General features: G+C 71.7%; 16 protein-coding genes. 8 read left to right on the forward strand and 8 right to left on the reverse strand.

From position 1 onward, the window contains the following. Nucleotide 1 precedes the first annotated feature (1 nt). A complete protein-coding gene (locus ACGFJ7_RS38480) occupies nt 2–1,015 on the forward strand; it encodes a PseG/SpsG family protein (protein WP_392646883.1) in 1,014 nt (337 codons plus the stop codon). On the opposite strand, the gene ACGFJ7_RS38485 is transcribed toward ACGFJ7_RS38480, so the two are convergent. Continuing rightward, nucleotides 993–2,006, reverse strand: coding sequence for an NADPH:quinone reductase (locus ACGFJ7_RS38485; protein ID WP_360246351.1), 1,014 nt, complete (start codon nt 2,004–2,006; stop codon nt 993–995). The genes ACGFJ7_RS38480 and ACGFJ7_RS38485 overlap by 23 nt on opposite strands. 206 nt (nt 2,007–2,212) lie before the next feature. Between ACGFJ7_RS38485 and ACGFJ7_RS38490 the strand changes: the two genes are divergently transcribed. Both ACGFJ7_RS38490 and ACGFJ7_RS38495 read left to right on the forward strand, forming a co-directional pair. Continuing rightward, nucleotides 2,213–2,674: a response regulator transcription factor gene (locus ACGFJ7_RS38490; protein WP_360246353.1), complete on the forward strand. Its 462-nt coding sequence runs from the start codon at nt 2,213–2,215 to the stop codon at nt 2,672–2,674. Between the two features lie 40 nt (nt 2,675–2,714). Continuing rightward, nucleotides 2,715–4,193 carry an MFS transporter gene (locus ACGFJ7_RS38495; RefSeq protein WP_360246355.1) on the forward strand — a complete coding sequence of 493 codons (1,479 nt, stop codon included), beginning with the start codon at nt 2,715–2,717 and terminating at the stop codon, nt 4,191–4,193. Here the strand turns inward: ACGFJ7_RS38495 and ACGFJ7_RS38500 are convergent. Together ACGFJ7_RS38500 and ACGFJ7_RS38505 are read right to left on the reverse strand one after the other, a co-directional pair. Next, entirely contained in the window at nt 4,177–5,208 is a 1,032-nt protein-coding gene (locus ACGFJ7_RS38500) for an LD-carboxypeptidase (RefSeq protein WP_392646885.1), read from the reverse strand. The genes ACGFJ7_RS38495 and ACGFJ7_RS38500 overlap by 17 nt on opposite strands. A gap of 14 nt (nt 5,209–5,222) precedes the next feature. Further along, nucleotides 5,223–5,846 (reverse strand): response regulator transcription factor, encoded by a 624-nt coding sequence (locus tag ACGFJ7_RS38505; RefSeq protein WP_360246359.1) that lies wholly within the window; start codon nt 5,844–5,846, stop codon nt 5,223–5,225. A 225-nt stretch (nt 5,847–6,071) separates the two neighbouring features. On the opposite strand from ACGFJ7_RS38505, the gene ACGFJ7_RS38510 reads away from it, so the two are divergent. Beyond that, entirely contained in the window at nt 6,072–9,284 is a 3,213-nt protein-coding gene (locus ACGFJ7_RS38510) for a BTAD domain-containing putative transcriptional regulator (protein ID WP_360246361.1), read from the forward strand. Here the strand turns inward: ACGFJ7_RS38510 and ACGFJ7_RS38515 are convergent. The 3 genes from ACGFJ7_RS38515 to ACGFJ7_RS38525 form a co-directional block, all read right to left on the reverse strand. After that, nucleotides 9,277–9,984 (reverse strand): zf-HC2 domain-containing protein, encoded by a 708-nt coding sequence (locus ACGFJ7_RS38515; protein ID WP_360246363.1) that lies wholly within the window; start codon nt 9,982–9,984, stop codon nt 9,277–9,279. The two genes, ACGFJ7_RS38510 and ACGFJ7_RS38515, sit on opposite strands and share 8 nt — an antisense overlap. Then, nucleotides 9,981–10,502 carry a sigma-70 family RNA polymerase sigma factor gene (locus ACGFJ7_RS38520; RefSeq protein WP_097328795.1) on the reverse strand — a complete coding sequence of 174 codons (522 nt, stop codon included), beginning with the start codon at nt 10,500–10,502 and terminating at the stop codon, nt 9,981–9,983. The genes ACGFJ7_RS38515 and ACGFJ7_RS38520 overlap by 4 nt, the downstream gene beginning before the upstream one ends. Before the next feature lie 135 nt (nt 10,503–10,637). Next, complete coding sequence (locus tag ACGFJ7_RS38525; RefSeq protein ID WP_360246365.1) at nt 10,638–11,723, reverse strand: neprosin family prolyl endopeptidase; 1,086 nt, start codon at nt 11,721–11,723, stop codon at nt 10,638–10,640. A 407-nt stretch (nt 11,724–12,130) separates the two neighbouring features. Here ACGFJ7_RS38525 and ACGFJ7_RS38530 point away from each other — a divergent pair, with 407 nt between their 5' ends. Continuing rightward, nucleotides 12,131–12,604: a cysteine dioxygenase family protein gene (locus tag ACGFJ7_RS38530; RefSeq protein WP_360246367.1), complete on the forward strand. Its 474-nt coding sequence runs from the start codon at nt 12,131–12,133 to the stop codon at nt 12,602–12,604. Beyond that, a complete protein-coding gene (locus ACGFJ7_RS38535; protein WP_360246369.1) occupies nt 12,601–13,011 on the forward strand; it encodes a rhodanese-like domain-containing protein in 411 nt (136 codons plus the stop codon). Before ACGFJ7_RS38530 ends, ACGFJ7_RS38535 begins: the two co-directional genes overlap by 4 nt. Here ACGFJ7_RS38535 and ACGFJ7_RS38540 read toward each other — a convergent pair. Further along, complete coding sequence (locus ACGFJ7_RS38540; RefSeq protein ID WP_392646888.1) at nt 13,008–14,654, reverse strand: MFS transporter; 1,647 nt, start codon at nt 14,652–14,654, stop codon at nt 13,008–13,010. The two genes, ACGFJ7_RS38535 and ACGFJ7_RS38540, sit on opposite strands and share 4 nt — an antisense overlap. A 52-nt stretch (nt 14,655–14,706) precedes the next feature. On the opposite strand from ACGFJ7_RS38540, the gene ACGFJ7_RS38545 reads away from it, so the two are divergent. After that, nucleotides 14,707–15,399, forward strand: a complete 693-nt coding sequence (locus tag ACGFJ7_RS38545; RefSeq protein WP_360246373.1) for a TetR/AcrR family transcriptional regulator — start codon at nt 14,707–14,709, stop codon at nt 15,397–15,399. A 28-nt stretch (nt 15,400–15,427) separates the two neighbouring features. Beyond that, nucleotides 15,428–16,957, forward strand: a complete 1,530-nt coding sequence (locus tag ACGFJ7_RS38550; RefSeq protein WP_360246375.1) for a GGDEF domain-containing protein — start codon at nt 15,428–15,430, stop codon at nt 16,955–16,957. Here the strand turns inward: ACGFJ7_RS38550 and ACGFJ7_RS38555 are convergent. Then, nucleotides 16,944–17,480 carry a hypothetical protein gene (locus ACGFJ7_RS38555; RefSeq protein ID WP_360246377.1) on the reverse strand — a complete coding sequence of 179 codons (537 nt, stop codon included), beginning with the start codon at nt 17,478–17,480 and terminating at the stop codon, nt 16,944–16,946. The two genes, ACGFJ7_RS38550 and ACGFJ7_RS38555, sit on opposite strands and share 14 nt — an antisense overlap. Between the last annotated feature and the right edge of the window lie 28 nt (nt 17,481–17,508).

Below are 17,508 nucleotides of genomic sequence, written 5' to 3' on the forward strand. Positions count from 1 at the left end.
CGTGACGATCGTCGGAATCCGCTGCGACGCCGGTGCCCGCACCGGCGTCGGGCATCTGGTCCGTTGCGTGGCCCTGGCCGAGGAGCTGGTGTCACGCGGAGTGTCCGTCCGGTTCCTCAGCGACCTGGGCGGTGTGGAATGGGCCGAGGCCCAGCTCACCCAGCGCGGGCTGCCGTGGCACCCGGCCCCGTTCGACGAGGTCGGCCTGGTCGCGGCGACCGAGCGGCTTCAGCTCGACGCGCTGGTGGTCGACTCGTACACGCTGCCGCCGCAGCACACGGTGGCGGTCCGCAAGACCGGGCTGCCGGTGCTCGCCATCGTCGACGGCGACTTCCGCGGGCAGTCGGCCGACATCTACGTCGACCAGAACCTGGACGCGGTCATTGACGTCGAGGACGCGATCGGCCTGGCCGGGCTCGACTACGCGCTGCTGCGCGGTTCGGTACGGCAGCTGCGGCCGCTCGCGCCCCCGGTGCACACCTCCGGACGTACACCCAAGGTCGTGGCCTTTTTCGGCGGCACCGACGCCTACCGCGCGGCGCCGGCGATCGCCCGGCTGCTGGCGGGCACGGAGGCGCCCCTCGACGCCACGATCATCGGCGCCAACGAGGAGCTGCGGCGGGAGTTGCAGGCGGTGAAGCCGGCCCAGGGCCAGCGCTTCGAGATCATCCCGCCCACCGACGACCTGCCGAAACTGCTCGCCGGAGCCGACCTCGCGGTCAGCGCCAGCGGCACGTCGACCTGGGAACTGCTCTGCCTCGGTCTGCCGGCCGCGCTGGTCTGGGTGGTCGACAATCAGATTCTGGGGTACGACCGGACGCTCGCTCGCGGCTTCGCGGCCGGCATCGGGCAGCTCGGCCACTTCGGCCCCGACGCGGTGACCACGCTGCGCACGCTGCTGACCGACCCGGCCCTCCGCACCGAGCTGGCCCGGAAGGCCTGGGCGGCGGTCGACGGCCAGGGCGTCTCCCGGGTGGCCGACGCGCTGCTGGCTAAGGCTGAGTCACCTCGATGACGACCTTGCCGACGGCGTTGCGCTCGACCGCCTCGTGCGCCCCGCCGACCTGCTCGAACGGGTAGCGCAGAATCGGCAGGCCGGCCTGCTCGCCGACCCGGAACGCGCCGGAGTTGACCGCCTCGGCGACCGCGGCCACGGCGTTGTCCTTCTCCTCGACGGTGGTCGTGTAGGTGAGCACGAAGTCGAGGCTGACGTTCTTGAGCATCGCCTTGAAGCTGGGGATGGTCACCTTGCCACCGACGTAGATGGCGATGTTGCCGCCCGGCGCCACGACGTCGAGGTCGATCGGCAGGTTGTCGGTGCTGACCTCGACGATGATGTCGGCGCCGCCCGACGCGAGCTCGGCCACCCGCGCGACGACGGCCTCCTCCCGATAGTTGATCACCGCATCGGCTCCGGCGGCCACGGCGAGGTCGGCTTTCTCCTTGGACGAGACGGTGGTCAGCACCTTCGCCCCGGCCCACTTGGCGAGCTGAATGGCCGCGTTGCCGACGGCGCCGGCCCCACCCGCGACCAGCACGGTCCGCCCGTCCAGGGCTCCCGGCGCCAGCCGCTGCGGCCCGTCGCTGGCCAGTGTGAGGCACCGGTGCGCGGTGAGCGCCGGAATACCCAGCGCCGCACCCACCTCGAACGGCACGTCATCGTTCATCCGCACCACCTGCCGCCGCGGCAGAACCACGTACTCCTGGGCGGTCCCGTTCTCCCGCCCGAACCCGCTGTCCCACACCCACACCCGGTCCCCCGGCTCGAGCCCGGTCACCCCGTCCCCCACGGCGTCGACCACACCGGCCCCATCCTGGTTGGGCACCCGGGGCGGCGACACCCCGTCCGGAACCCCCTTACCGGCCCGCGTCCCGGTGTCGGTCGGATTGACCGCCGACAGCACGATCCGCACCCGCACCTCCCCCGGCCCCGCGGGCGGAAGCTCCCGCTCCTCGATCTTCAGAACGGACGCCGGACCGGACTCGTGGAACACAGCAGCACGCATCCATCCACCCTAGGACTACCCGGTGGCGAGCGCCCCGCGACAACGTGTGACGTGCTCCCTAACCTCCGCCCCCAGCCGTCCCGGCCCCGAGGCCGATACACGTCGTAGTACGGCAGGCGGCTGCCCACGTCGGCTAAACGGCTCAGCGATCCCACGTCGCGACCGAACATCTTTGTGATCGCTGTTCCTGGCTCCTGGAGGTTCGCGTGGCTACCGTGCTGATCGCCGACGATGACGCCGATCACCTCGAACTGATGGGCCTGGCGCTGGAGCGGGTGGGGCACACCGTGATCCGGGCCCTGGACGCCGAGTCGGCTCGGGTGGCCCTGCTGGGCGGGGGCGTCGACGCGGCCCTGCTCGACGTGCGGATGCCCGGTGAGAACGGCATCGAGCTGTGCCGGCGGCTGCGGTCGGAGCCGGCTACGGCCTTCCTGCCGATCATGGTGATCAGCGCCGACGTGAACGACCAGCGGATCATGCACGCGCTCGACGCCGGCGCCGACGACTACCTGTTCAAGCCCTTCCAGCGCGAGGTGCTCGGCGCCCGCCTCAACAGCCTTCTGCGGCACCGGCCCGGTGTCAGCCGGCCGCCGGCCGCGGTGGCCGCGGCGGCGCTGCAATCACCCCGGAAGATCTGGTCGGCGGCGCAACGACTGACAGTCAACTGACTGATCCCGGCGCGGTCCGGCCGGGGATAGTGTCGGGCGCATGGATCAGATGGTGCGTTTCAGCACGCCGGCCGGCCGTTGGGTGCTGCTGGCCACGGTGCTCGGCTCCAGCCTGGCCTTCATCGACTCGACGGTCGTCAACATCGCGCTGCCCGAGATCGGGCGCGATCTCGGCGCGGACGCCGCCGGTCTGCAATGGACGATCAACGGTTACGCGCTGAGCCTGGCCGCCCTGGTTCTGCTCGGCGGCTCGCTCGGTGACCGGTTCGGCCGCAAGCGGATCTTCATGCTGGGCGTCGCCTGGTTCGCCGCGGCCTCGCTGCTCTGCGGTCTCGCGCCGAACATCGGCTGGCTGATCGTGGCCCGCATCCTGCAGGGCATCGGCGGGGCGCTGCTGACGCCGGGCTCGCTGGCGATCCTGGAGGCGTCGTTCGACCGGGAGGACCGGTCCAAGGCGATCGGCGCCTGGTCGGGCCTGGGCGGCATCGGCGGGGCGCTGGGCCCGTTCCTCGGCGGCTGGCTGGTCGGCATCGGCGACTGGCGCTACATCTTCCTGATCAACGTGCCGCTGGCCGCGATCGTGCTGCTGATCGCCGCGCGGCACGTTCCCGAGTCCCGCAATCCGGACGCCACCGGCCATATCGACTACGTGGGCGTGCTGACCGGCGCGATCGGGCTGGCCGGTCTCACGTACGGCTTCACGGCCTGGCCGATGCGCGGCCCGGGCGATCCGGTGGTGCTCGGCACGCTCGCCCTGGGCGTGGCCGGCCTGGTCGCCTTCGTGCTGGCCGAACGCCGCGCGCGGCAGCCGATGATGCCGGTGTCGATCTTCAAGAGCAAGGCGTTCAGCGGGGCCAACCTGGTCACCTTCCTGGTCTACGGGGCCAACGGCGGCGTCTTCTTCCTGTTCGTCATCAACCTGCAGGTCGTCGCCGGCTTCTCGCCGCTGCTGGCCGGGACCGCGCTGCTGCCCTCGACCGTGCTCATGCTGCTGTTCTCGGCCCGCTCGGGCGCGCTCGGCCAGCGGATCGGCCCGCGCCTCCCGATGACCGTGGGCCCGCTGATCTGCGCCCTGGCGTTGCTGATGATGTCGCGGATCGGCGCCGGCGCGGAGTACTGGACCGGCGTGCTGCCCTCGGTGATCGTCTTCGGCGTGGGGCTGACCTTGCTCGTGGCGCCGCTGACGTCCACCGCGCTGGGTGCGCTCGACGACGCGTACGCGGGAATCGCCTCCGGGGTCAACAACGCCGTGGCCCGGGCCGCCGGTCTGCTGTCGGTGGCCGTGCTGCCCCTCGCGGCCGGCCTGGGCAGCGGCAACCTGACCGACGCGGCGCAGCTGTCGCCGGTCTACCGGAACACGATGATGATCTGCGCCGGCCTGATGATCGCGGGTGGCGTGCTGGCCTGGTTCCTGATTCCGAGCCGGCTGCCGTCGCACACGCCGGTCAAGGCGTTCTGCGACCCGAGCGCGCCACCGGTGCACCCGCGCCACACCGAACCGGTCAGAAGTGGGCGATGATCCGGCGCTCCGGCCCGTCGACGGTCAGCCGGCCCCCGTACGGCAGGATCCACTGTGGCCCGGTGTGGCCGAACTCCACGCCGAAGACGGCCATCGCCGAGGGGTTGTAGGCCTCCAGGGCTTTCAGTACGGCCGTACGCTGCTCATCGCGGTATTCGTCCCGTTTGCCGCGATCGGGCCGGGAGCCGAAGTGGCTGGCCTTGGCCGCGGCCATCAGCACGACCGGGAACTGTTCGAGAAGGCCGCGCTCGCCCGCGTTGCGCAACATACGGAAGACGCTTCCGGCGGAGGGCAGCTCCTCGGACGTCTCCAGCAGCAGGATGGAGCCCGTGTAAGCCTCGTTCGGCCGGATCCACCGGTCGGCGGCCAGGTTCCAGTGGAAGATCTCCATGCTGCCGCCCCAGGTCGGCGCGGTGACCATCCGGTCGGCGTTGTGCCACACCCAGCCCGGGTTGGGCTCGGCCGGCGCCGCGTCGGTCAGCGCCCGCGGATCGTCCCAGCCGATCTCCTCGTCACGGAATCCGGACACCGGGGTGATCGGCAGATCGACGGTCTCGAACAGCGCCGCCCGCAGCGACGACAGGTGCTCGGGGTCGATCGCCGGCCCGCGTGAGAGGTGCACCATCGTCGAGCCGCCGTGATAACTCGCGATCGACTGGGTCCACAGCCAGTTGAGCATGTTGGTGTTGTCGGAGTAGCCGAAGTACGGCTTCGGGTCGTTCCGGAACGGAGCCGGATCGAGGTGCGGCAGTACGGTGATCTGGTCGCTGCCGCCGATGGTCGCGAACACGGCCCGGATCGACGGGTCGGCGTAGGCCGCCATCAGGTCGGCCGCCCGTTCGGCCGGCGTTCCCTGGGTGCGCGTGGTGGCGTACTCCACCGGCTCGAGCCCCAGGTCGTCGCGGATACGCCGCAGGGACTGCTCGTGCACGGCCGGGAAGACGCCCGGACCGGCCCACGAGGGTGAGACGACGGCGACCCGGTCGCCCGGCTGCAACTTAGGCGGGGAGTCCATGCCGCCGAATCTAGTTAGATCATTCCCGCGCGCAAGGCATATGCGACGGCGTGCGAGCGGTTACGCAGCTTCAGGCGATGGGTGACGCCGTAGATGACGTTCTTGACGGTGCGCTCCGAATAGCAGAGCTTTCCGGCGATCTCGTTGGTGTCGAAGCCGTCGGCCATCAGCCGCAGCACGTCGACCTCGCGCGGGCTCAGCCCGGACGCGTTCAGCCCGTTCGGGGCGAGCACGTCACGCTGCATCCGCTCGACGTGTTTGAGCAGCTCGCCGATCAGGTTGGGCGGCATCACCCCGCCGCCGGTGGCGGCCGCCCGCACGCTGTGCGCCAGCCGGTCGGGGTTCACCGCGCCGCGCGGCAGGATCGCCACGACCCGGCACTCGACGGCCGTGAGCAGGTCACCCTCGTCGATGTCCTGCACCACCAGCACAACCGGCGCGCTGGTCTCGCCGGTGGCCCGGCGCAGGCTGGCCACCACCTCGGTGCTCAGCCGTTCGGCGGCCACCACGAGCACGTCGGCCTCGGCCCGCTGGGCGTTGCGCAGGACGGTCAGGTCGCTCCGGAACTGGAGCAACGCGGCGAGTCCGGCATGGCTGAGCGGGTCTGTCGCCTGCACGGCGACCCGGATCTGTTCCACGGCTGCTCCCCTGTCTGGCGGTGGAGCCAGTCTGTGAGAAGCGCCTTCAGAGAACCTTCACGGAACCTTCATCGGGCCGGGAAGGCCGATGAAACAGTCCACCAGAGGCTGGTGCGGGGTGGGAAGCGCTGACCCCGATCAGTGCCCGTCCGTGCCGTTTGTGTTATCCATTGACACCCAGCCCCGTCTCCCTCGAAGTTGACCCTTACCGACCCGGGAGGACACGTGGCGAACGACCTGCGCGTCAGTGTGCTCGGGCCGGTGCGCGCGTGGATCGGCGCGGACGAGATCGATCTGGGCCCGGCGCGCCAGCGGGCGGTCTTCGCGGTGCTGGCGGCGCACGCCGGGCGCACGGTCGGGCGCGACGAGCTGATCACCGCGACCTGGGGCGACTCGCCGCCGGCGACGGCGGTCGGCAGCGTTTACACGTACGTGTCGGGGCTGCGCCGCATGCTCGAGCCGCAGATGCTCGGCACCGGGGCCGGCGGCTATCTGCTGCGTCTCGACCCGGGGCAGCTGGACTCGGCGCGGTTCCAGACCTTGCGTGCGCAGGCAAGCGCCGCGCTCGCGGCGGGCGACGCCGCCACCGCGGTGACCCGGCTCGACGAGGCGCTGGCGCTGTGGCGCGGGGACGCGTACGCCACCCTGGCCGGCCCTTTCCTCGAGCTCGACCGGCAGCGGCTGGCCGAGTTGCGGCTGGCCGCGGCCGAGCAGCGGGCCCGCCTGCGGCTGGAGGCCGGCGGCGACGACGGCCTGATCGCCGAGCTGACCGCCCTGGTCCACGACCATCCCCTGCACGAGCCGCTGCACGAGTTGTTGATGCGCGCGCTGCACCAGGCCGGCCGGCACGGCGAGTCGCTGGAGGTCTTCCGCACGGCCCGGCGCACGCTGGTGGCCGAACTGGGTATCGAGCCCGGTCCGGGACTGCGGTCCGTGCAGCGTCAGGTGCTCGGCGGCACCGAGGAGCGCACGGTCGTGCCGACCCCGATCGCCAAGGCGCTGCGGGACGGGCTGGCCCGGCGCTCCTGGGTGGGCCGGGTGGCCGAGATCGATCACCTCCGGAGTCTGGTCCGCTCGGTCGCGGCCGGCATCGGCGGCGCCGTCTGGATCTCCGGCGAGCCCGGCATCGGCAAGACCGAGCTGCTCACGCACGCTTTCGCCGACGCCGCCCGGTCCGGGTGCCGGGTGGCCTGGGGCGCGGCCGACCAACTGGGTTCCCGGGTGCCGCTGCAGGTGCTGTTCCGCGCGCTGGGCCAGCCCCGGGACTCCGACGGGCCGGAACCGGCCGACGACGAGATCGTCGCCGCCGTCCGGTCGGCCTGCGGCGCGGCGCCGCTGATCCTCATCGTCGACGACATGCAGTGGGCCGACAGCGCGACCGTGCGGGTCTGGGAGCGGCTGCTCGCCCTGATCCCGCGCACACCGCTGCTGCTGGTGGCCGCGGCCCGGCCGGACGCGCATCAGGCCGCGCTGCGCAACCGGGTCCGGGCCCGGCAGCGGATGCCGCTCGACCTGGGACCGCTCGCCCCGGCCGAGCTCGACCGCCTGGTCGGCACGATGATCGGCGCCCCGCCCGGCCCGCACCTGCGCGCGCTGGCCGCCCGCTCCGGCGGCAACCCGCTGTTCGCCCGGGAGCTGGTCGAGGCGCTGCGGCAGCGCGACGCGGTCGAGATCGCCGGGGGACGGGCCGACATCGGCCCGGACGTGACCGTCGACCCGCCGCAGACCCTGCTCGACGCGGTGCACGCGGCCCTGGACGTGCTCTCCGGCGAGACCCGCGAGGTGTTGCGGCTGGCCGCCCTGCTCGGCTCGGAGTTCTCGGTCAGCGAGGTCGTGGCGGTGACCGGGCGCTCGGCCCTCGACCTGGTCGGCGCCCTGGAGGAGGCGCTGTCGGCCAGCGTGCTGGTGGACAGCGGCAGCGACCTGGCGTTCCGCCACCCGTTCCTGCGCCAGGCCCTGGTCGCCAGCGTCCCGCCGGCGCTGCGCGCGGGTCTGCACCGGCACGCGGCCGAGGTCCTGGCGGCCGGGGGCGCCCCGCTGACCCGGGTCGCCGAGCAGCTCAACGCGTCCGCGCCGGCGGTCGACACCTGGGTGCTGTCGTGGCTGGTCGAGCACCACGCCGAGGTGGTCCGGCGGGCGCCGCAGATCGCCGGCGACCTGATCCGGCGCACCCTCGCCACCGACCTGCCCTCGGCCGGTCAGCGCGGGGTGCTGCTGGTGGCCCTGGTCCGCCTCGAGTTCCGGCGTGAGCGCTTCCCGATGTCCGAGGCCGAGGAGGCGCTGAGCCTCGCCGCCGACCCGGATGACCGGGCCGAGATGCGCCAGCTGCTGGCCACCATGCGGCACCGCCGGGGCGAGGAGGCGGAGGCGGTGGCGATGCTGCGCGAGGCCGTCGACGACCCCCGGGTGCCGTCGATCTGGCGTTCGCGGCACCGGGTGCTGCTGGCCAACTTCCGCCGCGGCGACCTGGACGACCTCGACCGGGCCGAGGAGCGGGCGCGGCGGGTGCACGACGAGGCGGTGGCGGCCGGCCAGCCGTACGAGACGGCCTTCGCGCTCCAGACGATCTGGTTGACCAGCTCGATCCGGCGCGACCACGAGCGGGCGCTGGAGCACGCCGACCGGGCCCTGGCCGTGGTGCGGGGCGAGTCCTCCCTGTCGTACGACCTGCTCGACAACCGTCTGTTCTCCCTGCAGAACCTCGACCGCCTGGAGGAGGCGCAGGAGACGCTGCGCCGCGCCGAGCAGCCCCTGCCGGCCGGGCTGCGGGTCACGGCGGCCGTGCAGGACTACTGGCTCGGCCGCTGGGACGAGGCGCTGGCCGAGGTGGGCGAGGTCAGCGGCGACATCACGTTCCACGGCCGGCGCGAACCGGGCGCGATCACGATGCTCCTGCACGGCGTGGCCGCGCTGATCGCCCTGCACCGCGACCAGCAGGATCTGGCCGCCGCCCACCTGGGCGCGGCCGACGCCGTGCCGGCCAGCGAGGCGGAACGCGAGAACTGCGACTTCCTACTGGTGGCGCGGGCGCTCGCGGCCGAGCAGCGGGGCCGGGCCGACGAGGCCCTGGAACTGCTCCAGCCGCTGCTGCAACCCGCCTACGCGCCGATCATGCTGCGCCACCAGTGGCTGCCCGGCGTGGTGCGCCTGGCCCGCGCCCAGGGCCGCGACGACATCGCCGAGCGGGCGGCCGCGATCGGCGCGGCCGAGGCCGACCGCGAGGTGCGCCCGGCCCGCGCCTACGCGGCCCATCTGCGCTGCCAGTCCCTGCTCACGGGCGATCCGGCGCCGGCGCTGACCGCGGCCGAGCACTACCGCAAGGTGGGCCGGGTCTTCGAGTTGGCGCAGGCGCTCGAGGAGGGCGGACGGCCGGACGAAGCCCGTACCCTCTACGTCGCCATGTCGGCCCGCTGGGACGCGGCGCGCACTCTCAGTTGAGAGTCGCCTTGCCCAGCACGTGGCCGTTGTGGTCGGCCACCTCGATCGACCGGACGTTACGGATCTGGAAGGAGCTGGCGCCGATCACCTTGGCGTTGCCGCTCGGCGTCGGCCCCCACACCATGGCCTGCTCGACCTGGCCGGACGAACCGCGCACCTGACAGTGGAACGGCCCCTCACCGCGCAGCTTGGTCACGTCCAGGGCGACCGACACCCCCCACGTCTTGGGGGTCAGCACGGCCTGACCCGACATGCCGCTGCCCTGCGCCGGCTCGAACTGGGCCGTGACCAGCTCGGCGCTGGGCAGCGCGGCCGGCCGATTGTCCTGCCGGCTTCCGCGGATCACCCCGGCGCCGACCGCCACCGCGATCAGCACCACGGCCGCCGCGGCCAGCCAGCGGACCCCCGCGCGGCGGGTTTCCCGATGACGCTCGGCCCGCATCCGCCGCAGCAGCCCGTCGATGTTCTCCTGAGTGGGCCGGGCCGTCATGCTGACCGGCGGCCGGGACCTGTCCGCGGCCGGCAGACGCCGCAACAGCTCCGGAACCGGGGCGAGCCGGTCGAGCTCGTCCCGGCACTCGTCGCAGTCGCGCAGGTGGGCGTCGAGCCGGTCGGTGTCGCTCTCGTCGAGCCCGCCGAGCAGGTAACCGCCGAGCAGCCGCCGCAGGTCGTCGTGGGTCTCGCGGGGATCGGCGCTCATCGCAGCACCCCCATCTCCTCGAACGCCGTCCGCAGCGCCCGCACCGCGTAGTAGGCGCGCGACTTGACCGTGCCCTCCGGCACGGACAGCTTCCGCGCCGCGTCGGCCACGCTCTGCCCCTCGTAGTACATGGCCCGGACCACGGCCTGATGCTCGTCGGAGAGCCGTTCCAGCGCCTCCGCCACCAGCCACCCCTCGACCAGCTGGTCGACGTTGTCGGCCGACGGCATCGCGTTGACCGCGGCCTCGTCGGCGACCAGATGCGGCCGGCGCTGCTCGGCCCGCCACGCGTTGGTCACCACGTTGCGCGCGATCGTGAGCAGGTAGGAACGGGTACGCCCGGTGTCGGTCTCCAGCGTGTCGATGTGCTTCCAGGCCCGCAGCAACGTCTCCTGCACCAGGTCCTCGGCCCGGTGGCGGTCGTGCACATAGCGCATGACGAAGCTGAGCAGAACCGCGTAGTGCTCGTTGTAGAGCGCGGTCATCAGCTCCTCGTCGGGGCTCACCCGTCGCCGCATCGCGCCCGCCCTCCCGGTACCGGTCCGCCACAAGGTATTACACCTTCGCGGTGAACTCGGTTCGACGACGCGACAATAAGAAACGCCGCCCGGTCCCCCTCGCCGGGACCGGGCGGCGTGCTCAGGTGTTTTCCTTTACTGCTCGTCCTCGTCCTTTTCGCAGGGGCCGGGGCCGCCGAACTGGAACGTTCGTAAGGTGTTCGGGCTGATGTACGGCTTGTAGGCCTCGTTGGTCGTGCTGAGCTCCAGTTCCACCGTCGGGCCGTTGAGGTAGGTCACGCTGGCCATCTTGGCGGCGGCGCCGTCCTTCTTGGGCCGCTTGCCGTTGCCCATCTGGGTCCAGCAGGGCGTCGTGGTGGTCGAGGCCACCTCACCGAAGACCTGGATGAGGCCGGAGCGGTTGAACGAGATGCCCTTGTCCTTCCAGAGCGTCTCGGGGAAGTAGCCGACCCACTCGCTGTCGTACGCGATCCACCAGGCGTTCTTGACGTACTGGATGCCGAATTTCTTGCTGACGTCGTACGACAGGGTGTCGCCGGGCTTGATGGTCTTGCTGTACGGGACGAATCCGCAGCCGTTGTAGCAGGCGGGCTTCTTGTCGACCCAGTGGAAGACGAACAGGTGCGGGTCGTCGTCCCCGTTGACCAGGCGGTCGACCGTCCAGCCGACCTCGACGATCTGGCGGCCGTCGGCGGATTGCAGGGCCAGCTCGGCCAGCGAGTGGTAGTCGCTCTCCTCGAGGCGCGGCTTCGAGATCGTCACGTTGGCGTAGACGCCGTCGGTCTCGGCGTCCTGCGCACCCACGTTGTAGAGGTATTTGACCTCTTGGTCGCCGGTGGTGTCGGACGGCGGCTCGGGGGGCGCGATGTCGGTCTTCTCCGTACGGAGCGCGTCGGACGTGGTGTGGAAGCGGCCCTTGGGGCCCTCCTCGTCCTGGGGGATCACCGAGCCGCTGGTGTCGTTGGCCGCGGCCGAGAGGCCGGCGGCGCGCAGCGACTTGGCGCTGGCGCCGGCCTTACCACGCTTGATCTTCTTAGGACGCTCGCCCCAGGGGAGGAGGGTGGGCGGTGTCGGCGGCGCCTCCACCGCGGCGGACGCCTCGGCGGCCGTGGGTGGCACGATCTGGTCCGCGCCCGCGCTGAGGGTCGAAGCGACGCCGAAGGCGCCGACCACGGCAACGGCTAGACCGGCGGCAAGAAGACCGCGGCGTGACTTCAACACGTGTCCGTCCTCGTTCGTCGGGGGTTCTTCGTCGGAGATTGCGAGGAGGCGGGCGAGGTGACCTCCGGATCGACGTCACCATATAGCTTTCTCCATAGAGGAGAACCTGCTCAGAGCGATTTCCGCCTTAACGGCTGAGGCGGAGAACCGATCCGGTGATGGTTCTGTGTATTTCTTTTACGGAGAGTATCGGCCCGATCGCAGACGGCCGCGCCGCGCGTGACCCGAAAGAGGCAAACGGCCGCGAGCTTCTTTCACTCTTCCGACAATCCACTGTGCAGCGACGGTTTCCGGCATGTCCGTAATCGGGGAACTTCCCCCGATCGCCCGCGCGTTCCACTAGCCTTGATCACGTTGAGCTGGTAAACCTATAGAGCCGGTAGGTTATGTATGCAAAGGGAGGTCCCATGACCGTCGTCGACACTCGCCTCGACCATCTCGCCATCGCCACCCGCTTCGCCGCGGCGCCCGAGCAGTGGCCGGTGGCCCCGCGCTTCAATCCCGTGGACCGCTGGTACCACCGGTTGACGGTGACCGACGACTACGAGGTCTGGCTGCTGACCTGGCTTCCCGGGCAGGGCACCGACCTGCACGACCACGGCGGCTCGGCCGGCGCCTTCCACGTCTTCAGCGGCACCCTCACCGAGGACACGGTGTCGGCCGAGGCCGGCCGGGCCCCGCGCGTCACGTCGCGTGAGCTGGGCGAGGGCGCCGGCCGCCGCTTCGGCACCCACCACATCCACCGGATGACCAACCGCTCCAGCCGCCCCGCGATCAGCGTGCACGTCTACGGGCCGGCGCTGACCACGATGACCCGGTACCGGGTGGGCGCCGAGGCGCTCGAGGTGCTGACCGTCGAGCGCGCCGGGGTGCAGTGGTGACGACCGCGCTCCAGTCCCCGCCGCCGGGCTCACTCGGCATCGACGAGATCCTGGCCCAGGCCCGCACCCGGCTGAGCCGGGTCGGCCCGCACGAGACCCGCGCCGCGATGGCGCGCGGCGCCGTCCTGGTCGACATCCGCCCGGCCGCCCAGCGGGCCGAGCACGGCGAGATCCCGGGCGCCGTGATCATCGAGCGCAACGTCCTCGAGTGGCGTCTCGACCCGCGCAGCGACGCCCGGCTGCCGTGGGCGGGCGACTACGACCTCGAGGTCATCGTCACCTGCCAGGAGGGCTACACGAGCAGCCTGGCCGCCGCCGCGCTGAAGGACCTGGGCCTGCACCGGGCAACCGACCTGGACGGCGGGTACGCCGCCTGGCGGGCCGCGGGCCTGCCGGTGACCCGCTAATCCCGTACCTCCGGCCTGGCCTTGCGGGGTAGCAGGAACGACAGGCACAGAGCCAGCAGCAGGAGCGCGATCGTCACCCCTGTGGTGCGGATGGTCGCCTCCTCGAAGCCGGCGCGGACCTGCTCCCGCCCGTAGTCTTGAACGGACGCCGGCGGCGGAGCACCCTGGCAGCTCGGCGGAACGACGTCCGGATCATCCTCGGCGGTACGGTCACGCAGGCAGTCACGCAGACCGGCCGCCACCGCCGGCTGGGTGTCGGACGGGACACCGGCCGCGGTCAGCACCGTGGTCAGCCGGGACGACGAGCTGTCCACGTGGGACGCCACCTGGCCGGGCAGGATCGCGAAGAAGATCGTGCCGAGCACGGCGATGCCGAACGCGCCGCCCAGCTGCTGGACCGAGGTCAGCGCGCCCGAGGCGGACCCGGTCTCCTCGTCGTCGACGCCGGCCAGCACGATGTTGAAGAACGGGGCCATGGCCAGGCCCATGCCCGCGCCGACCAGGACCAGACCCGGGATCAGTTTGTACGGCGTCACGTCCGCCCCCGCGAGACGGACCGACACCGCGAACGCGGCCGTGCCGACGATCATGACCACCGTGCCCAGCTGGAGCAGCCGGCGGCCGAAGCGCTCAGCCAGGCCCGCCCCCGCCGCCACGAACCCGGCGACCGTGCCCAGGGCCTGCGGCAATGTGGTCAGACCGGCCTTCAGCGGCGAATACCCCAGGCCGATCTGGAGATAGAAGGTGAAGACCAGCCCGGTGCCGATCAGGGCGGCGAAGAAGACCAGCCCGACCGCGAGCCCGCCGGAGAAGGCCCGCTTGCGGAACAGGCTCGGGGTGACCAGCGGGTCCCGGCCGGTGCGCTCGCGGCGCGCCTCGTAGACGGCGAACAGGCCGAAGACCACGACGCCGAGGGCCAGCAGCGCGAAGCACCACACCGGCCAGTCCAGCTCCCGGCCCTGCACCAGCGGGAAGAGCAGCAGGAAGGCGCCCACCGCGGCCAGGACCACGCCCAGCCCGTCGAGGCGCGGCGCCTTGGCGCTGCGGAACTCCGGCAGGTAGCGCACCGCGCCGAAGATCGCGAACAGGCCCAGCGGCAGGTTGATGAAGAAGATCATGCGCCAGCCGGCGCCGAAGTAGTCGGCGTCGACCAGCCAGCCGGCCAGGATCGGCCCGCCGACCGAGGACAGGCCCATCACCGGCCCGAAGGCGCCGAACGCCTTGGCCTGCTCGCCGGGCGTGAACATCTGCTTGATCATGCCGAGGCCCTGAGGCAGCATGACCGCGCCGAACAGGCCCTGCACGGCCCGGGCGGTGATCAGCTGGGCCGGGCTCTGCGCCAGGCCGCAGACGAGCGAGGCCAGTGTGAAGCCGGCGGCGCCGATCAGGAACATGCGGCGGCGGCCGAAGATGTCGCCGAGCCGGCCGCCGGTGAGCAGGCCGACGGCCATGGCCAGGGTGTACGCGGCGCCCAGCCATTGGATGAGGCTGTAGCTGCCGCCGATCTCGTCGCGGATCACCGGTCCGGCGATGTTGGTGACGAGCGCGTCGAGAAGGTCCATGACCTCGACGGCGAGGATCACGAAGAGCGCGACCCAGCGATATCGGTACGCGGTGTCGGGTTGAACAGTGTTCGTCAGCACGAACACCGTTCTACTGGCGAACGGCGTTCAGCGCAACGTAAATTAGGCGCCGATGACCTGGCCTGCGGAACGTCCCCCGAGAAAAACCATCACCCGTGCCGAGATCGTGCGGATCGGCCTGCGCGTCGTGCGCGAGGAGGGCATCGACGCGCTCAGCATGCGGCGCGTCGCGACCGAGATCGGCACCGGCCCGTCCAGCCTCTACGCCCACGTGGCGAACAAGGACGAGCTGCTGCGGCTCATGTTCGACGAGATGTGCGCGCTGCTGCCGATCCCCGAGCTCGACCCGCCCCGGTGGAAGGAGCAGATCAAGGAACTGGCCCGCGCCGGCCACCAGGTGATGATCGAGCACAACGACCTGGCCCGGGCCGCGATCGCGACCATCCCCACCGGGCCGAACGCCTTGCGCATCTCGAACGCGATGTTCGGCATGATGCTGGCCGGCGGCATCCCGCCCCGGATCGGCGCCTGGGCGATGGACCGGATCTTCCTCTACATCACCGCCGACGCGTACGAATACTCGATCTGGCGCGACCAGGTGAAGGGCGCCGGCTCCGACAAGGAGACGTTCCTGTCGGACCTGGGCCGCGAGACGCTCGCCTACTTCGAACAGCTCCCGGCCGACATTTACCCTCATATCGCGACGTACGCCACGGCCCTGGTGGGCGGCAGTGTGGACGAGCGCTTCGAACTCGGTCTCGAGTTGCTGGTGGACGGTCTCGACAAGTACTCCGGCGTTAGTTGATCTGAGAACTTTTGTTGATACTGGGGACATGCTTCCCGTGCCGGTCACCGCGTTCGGGCCGCTCCACCTGTTGGCGCTCCGGGTACACCGGCTGGCGACGACCGGGCGCGGTCGCGAGGCGATCGAGGCCGCCGACGCCTACCTCGCCCTCGCCCGGGCCGTCGGCGACGACCGCACGATCACCTTCCTGGTCCAGGGCAAGATGTACGCCAACCTGCACATGGGCCGCATAGCCGAGGCGGCCGAACTCGGCGGGCGGCTACTGCGCCTGCACCGGGCGGCCGGCTCGATGCTCGGCGAGGCCAAGGTGCTGTGCGACCTCGCGCAGTTCGACGTGCTGCGCGGCCGGTTCGTCGACGGCATGCGCAACCTCGCCCGCGCGGCCGTGCTGCTCGACCGCGACCACCACGACCGTGACCGCTGGGTGTCGGCGCTGTGCTCGTTCGCCGAGGCGGCGTCCACGGCCGAGATGTACGAGACCGCGGCCGAGGCGTACGAGCGGCTCAGCGTCACCCACCCCGAGTTCGGCCTGGTCCACGCGGCCACGCTGCTGCACTGGGGCCTGCGGCTGAGCCACGTCGGCCGGCACGACGAGGGCGCGACCCGGCTGCGCCGCAGCGCCGCCATCACCCGGCGCCAGGTCGAGCAGCGGCCGGACGACCTGGCCGCCACCGCGATGCTGGCCCTGGCCCTGGCCAAGCTGGGCGACGACGTGCTCGCCGAGAAGACCGTCCGCGAGGCCGTGCTGCCGCTGCGGGCCACCGAGAATTACCGGTACGCCCGGATGGCCCACCTGGCGCTCGGCATCAGCCTGCGCGAGCAGGGCGCGCTGACCGAGGCCCGCACCGAGTTCGTCGCGGCCCGTGAGCTGTGCGCGTTCGGCCCGCGCCCCGACGAGCAGACGATCATCCGGTTCGAGATGGCGCTGACCGCGCTCGCCGCCGACGGCGGGCAGGCCGGGCGCGACCTGTTCGAGGCGGTCGAGGGGCAGACCGGCGAGCTGTGGCGGTTGCGCCTGCAGCGGCTCGGCATGCTGCGCCAGGCCCGCCAGCGCGAGGAGTCCGAGGCGGCCCGGGCCCGGGCCGAACGCGAGGTGCTGCGCGACCCGCTCACCGGGCTGGACAACCGGCGCCGCTTCGACCTGCTGCTCGAGCGGATCGACCGGGGCCGGCTGGCCGCGCCGCTGGTGCTCCTGCTGGTCGACGTCGACCACTTCAAGGCGATAAACGACGCGTACTCGCACAGCACCGGCGACCGCGCGCTGCGCGAGGTGGCCCGCATACTGCGCGCCCACTGCCGGGCCGAGGACGTGCCGGTCCGCTACGCCGGCGACGAGTTCACCGTCTTCCTGCGCGGCGATCTCGCGGTGGGCCGCGAGGTCGGCGAGCGCATCCGCACGGCGGTGGCCCGCTCCGACGTACTGCCGGGCGTGCGTTTGACCGTCAGTGTGGGCCTGGCCGTGTTGCGGGAGGGCATGACCGGCGAGGAGCTTTTCCGGGCGGCGGACGACCGGTTGTACGCGGCCAAGTGGAGCGGCCGGAACACTATTTCGGCCTGACTACTCCTGATTTACCGCTGTAAAGACTTCTGGATCCGTCGACCCCGCGCGGGGTGTTCGGGGCGTCGAGCCAGATGACGTACGGCTTGCCCGATTGAAGCCCGGTGATGGACGCGCTGGCGTTGCACTCGGCGCCGGTGGTGATGGTCTTCCATACCGGATCGGGCTGGGCTCCGGAGACGAGTTCCTGCGGCACCGCCGTGATCCGGTAGGTGTTGCCGAACCGGTTGGGCCACTGCACCGAGAACGAACCCGCGCCCGGCGTCACGATCATCGGAATCAGCACCTGGTCGGCGTCCGGCCAGCCGGCCGCGCAGGCCGTGCTGGTCGGCAGGAACGAGACCGGCGGCAGCCCGGGCCGCGGCGAGCCGGTGTAGGTCACGACCGGGCTCGGCGTCCGGCTGCCCGACGACACCCGCACCCATGGCTGCCCTCCCGGGGTCGTCGCCGGCGTGCTCGGCGTGTCCGACTTGCCGCACCCGCCCAGCAGGAGGATCGGCACCAGCGCCCACGCAGCCCGCATATCTCTACGGTCGGCGCGAAAAGGGACG

The sequence above is a fragment of the Actinoplanes sp. NPDC048988 genome (assembly GCF_043197815.1).
Taxonomy (GTDB): Bacteria; Actinomycetota; Actinomycetes; order Mycobacteriales; family Micromonosporaceae; genus Actinoplanes.